This window comes from Bacteroidota bacterium (assembly GCA_039714315.1).
Lineage (GTDB): Bacteria > Bacteroidota > Bacteroidia > Flavobacteriales > JADGDT01 > JADGDT01.
In genome coordinates, this window is the sequence record JBDLJM010000214.1 from 1 (window position 1) to 3,809 (window position 3,809).

Sequence of the window (3,809 nt, forward strand, 5' to 3'; positions counted from 1 at the left end):
CTGACTACCTATAAATTATAATGTTTCCCCCGCTTATATTTCCACCTTCTGTGCGACCAAAGCCAAAGTGCAGGTTCTTTTTTAATTATTTCTTCGAGCCAAACAAACAGTTTTTTTGTTATTTCATATTCCGGTTGTTCTTTTGGACTATCGGTTAACAATTCAACTTTGGCTCTGTAAAAACCTCTTTTTACTTTGTAAACTTCGGCTGTTACAATAACTGCATTTTTAGCCTTAGCCATTTGTTCGGTACCGAGGTGTACCGGAGTATTCTGATTAAGGAAGTGTAAATCGTATTTAACCTTTGATTTATGAGGGCTCTGATCGAAAATGAAACCGTAAAACTGGCCGTGATTTGGTTGGGTAATGATCTCTCTTACCGTAAATTTCATCGGTATAAGATGACATCCAAATTTTTCCCTGCTCTCTAATACTTTAGAGTTTAGAAATTTGTTGCGAACAGGTGCGTATATCACATTATACTGATCGAAGCCCGGTATTGTAAACGGAAAGCCGGCAGGGTATTCCCAATTGCCGTAATGCCCGGCAGCCAGCATTACGCTTCTGCCTCTTTTTGCCCATTTAGTTATTTCTTCAGGGTTGTCGATTATGAGTCTTTTTTCGAGTTCTTTTTTCGAGATAGTAAACATTTTGAGTGTTTCTATCATCTGATCAGAAAAGTTTTTATTGAAGTTTTTCCGTATTCTGTTTAATTCTTTTTCTGATTTTTCGGGAAATGAATTTCTGAGATTTTTCATTATCACCCCTTTTCTGTAACCAATAACATAGGTAATCACGAAATATAGAATATCCGAAATTCTATAAAGTATAAAAAAAGGCATCTTTGAAAAAAAGATGATTATTGCATAAAGTATCTTACTCCCCATAATCTATTTTCTTGCGACAAAATTATAATCTTTCTACTACATGTTTATGGTTGTGGCGAAAAAAATTATACTAAACTGAGATCTTCACTATTTATCCACCCTATTTTACCGTCAATGAGTTTAATTCTCATCCAGTCGTCAACCTGATCCAATACCAAAATTTCAGTTCCTTCATGGAGGATGAAACTATCTTCACTACTGTGGTTGGGAGCAACTTTAACATAGCAGTTTTCAGACATGATTACAGCTTCTTTGTTATTGTTTTCCCATGTATTTTGTTGGTGGGCTATTACAACCGAAGATATCATCACTACTAAAGCTGTTAAACTAACTACAAAGCTGAAACGTTTTAGTATTGATGAACTTCCGAAGTAATACAGTAAAAATGAAGAAGCACCCACAAATGCCAATACAACCGAAAATACAGCCCATTGATGTACTGTCATTATATTTGCCAGCCAGTTCCAGAATTTCACAAAAAATGTTTCAGGAACCTTTACGAACTTGTCAACGGTTTTTTGTCTTGCCATTTTTAGATTAAAAACAGCATCATCCATATTTGGATTTATTTTTATGGCCCTTTTGTAAAAAAGAATAGCAGGGGCAATCTCTTCAAGCTTATAATAACTATTGGCCATATTGTAGTATAAATCAGCCGACTGATATCCTGTACTGACAATCTCCTGATACTTTTTTAAGGCGTCTTCATATTTTTCCTGTTTGTACAGTGCATTTGCGTCATTAAATATTTCGTCAGGCGCTTGAGCAAAAGAGCTAAGCATTGTAAATATGGATAACAGAACTATTAATATGTTATTTTTCATCTGTATAATTTTAAGCCGCTAATGCGCGAATTTTTTAAGCCGCCTACCGTTTTTTATATTTTCTCTAAATCTGAAATTAACTCCGAAGCCTTATTATAAACATCATGTTTATCTGCTCCGCTAATACTTGGCGCATATCTGGCCATCTCGCATTCTGAAAGTAAATCCATCAATTCCTCAATTTTACCTTCTGAAGCTCCTTTATCCGTCAGAGTACTTTTAATATTCTCCTTATTCAACTCTGATTGCTCTAAACTAAGGCTATAAGCCAGATATTTGTACATCGACTGTATTACTGCCTCGTAAAATTTAGCATCGTCGTTTGTCTTTAAGGCTTCATTTGCTCCCGATAGCATCTTTTTGGCGATTTTACCCGCTTTTTTTCTACGGCTGCTTACTATATCTGCACTCGATTTTTTTTGTTGCTGATATATAAATACTATCATCGGAATAGCTATAAATGGAATAATAAGCAGAATGTAGAATAAGAAAGATCCAAAGAAACTATTTGTTCTTATCTCGCTAAATACAGCTTTGCTATGAATATATCTTATGTCTTTTCCAAGGAGTTGAACATCCGATTTACTGATAGAGTTACTTGTATCGCCGGCAGTACCAATTGGACTTTTACCTTTTGTTACGTCTATAGTAAAATCTTCACCTTTTAAGCTGATATATTTTTTCTTCGCAGGGTCGAAATATGAGAATTCCCATACAGGTATTTTATACTTGCCTTTATATCTGGGAATAATTATGTACTCTTCACTTATTCTTCCTGTCATTCCATTTGGTCCTAAACTGATCTTTTCATTATGTTTAGGATCGTAGGCTTCTAATTCTTCAGGAACATCAATTTTCTGAATATTAAAAAGCTTTAAGTTTCCGCTTCCTTTTACAATAGCTTTTAGTGTAATAGATTCATTTGCTTCAACAGTTGTTTTACTTGCGCTAACATTGAATTTATAGTCTCCTACAGCTCCGGTAAAACTCTTTGGCTTTCCTTCGGCCGGTAGTGCTTTTACATTTATTGTACGTTTTCCGGTGGATGTAGTATAATTGTATTGACGGGTCATTCGGTTGCCAAAGAAATCCAGTTTTCCTGTTGATATTTCCACAGGGATATCCAAAGTCATAGGTTCAATAACTAACTTTCCTGATTTTTGTGGAATTAAAACTGTTTTTTTCAGGGTTATACGCTGGTATAGTTCATCATTTAGATATTTTTTCTCAACATTATAACGTTGTGGTCTGTCGTAATCCTGACTCCAAAAACCATTGAACGAAGGAGATTCTAATATTTGCGGAGTATTGATGTTCATCTTGAAGTACAAATAATAAGTAGCTGTTACTTGTTGATTTACATAAGGATTGGATGAACTAAGTTCCAGTTTTAAATGTACATTTTCCGAAGCTAAAACTGAAGGGTCGTTTGAATCGGATGACTTTGGTTTTGCATTAGATTCTACAACTGTTATTGTAATTGGCTTTGTACGGTAAGTTATCCCGTCAACCTTGATTTTAGCTTCTCTGATTTTGAATTTGCCGACATTCTTTGGCATTAAGAAATATGAGTAGGTCTTATTGTAGCTCGACTTCCCGTTTACCCAACTTTGACTGACAGAAGTACTGGGGCCTCCTAAGAAGGCGAAATCAGAAAAATCGGGAGGAGTGATTTCTCCTGTTTTTTTGTTTATGTTGAAATCAATTCGGAATTTCTCAAATTTGCCAATAGTTTTTTTGGTAACAACCGCATTAAATTCCACATCCTGAGCGAATATATTCGCAACAGAGATAAATAATGTTAGTATTAGCAACTTTAGTCGCATGTTCTATGATTTTGTTTCACGCAAAGCTCGCAAAGTTATTCGCAAAGGCGCAAAGTTTTTTATAAATTATATTAATATCGTTATATAGTTCTTTTCTTGAAAATTTAATTTACCAGTCTTTCTCACTCTTAATCTTCTTACCTTTTACCTTCTTTGCATTTACTTTTTTCTGGGTTTCATTTTCCTGGTTCTTTAAGGCTTCCAGAAGTCGTTGCATGTCTTCCTTTGAAATTTGCCCTTTTACCTGCTGTTGCTCCTGATTTTTACCCTGG

The 3,809-nt window shown here is 34.9% G+C and carries 3 protein-coding genes; all 3 read right to left on the bottom strand.

What is annotated here, in order from left to right; translation table 11 throughout:
- Positions 1-8: 8 nt before the first annotated feature.
- The 3 genes from ABFR62_13560 to ABFR62_13570 all read right to left on the bottom strand — a co-directional run bounded on the left by ABFR62_13560 (position 9) and on the right by ABFR62_13570 (position 3,537).
- Positions 9-887, bottom strand: a complete 879-nt coding sequence (locus tag ABFR62_13560; protein MEN8139445.1) for a lysophospholipid acyltransferase family protein — start codon at positions 885-887, stop codon at positions 9-11.
- A 65-nt stretch (positions 888-952) separates the two neighbouring features.
- The gene (locus ABFR62_13565) at positions 953-1,711 is read right to left on the bottom strand and encodes a tetratricopeptide repeat protein (GenBank protein MEN8139446.1); all 759 of its coding nucleotides are present in this window, start codon (positions 1,709-1,711) and stop codon (positions 953-955) included.
- Between the two features lie 53 nt (positions 1,712-1,764).
- The gene (locus ABFR62_13570) at positions 1,765-3,537 is read right to left on the bottom strand and encodes a BatD family protein (protein MEN8139447.1); all 1,773 of its coding nucleotides are present in this window, start codon (positions 3,535-3,537) and stop codon (positions 1,765-1,767) included.
- Positions 3,538-3,809 lie beyond the last annotated feature (272 nt).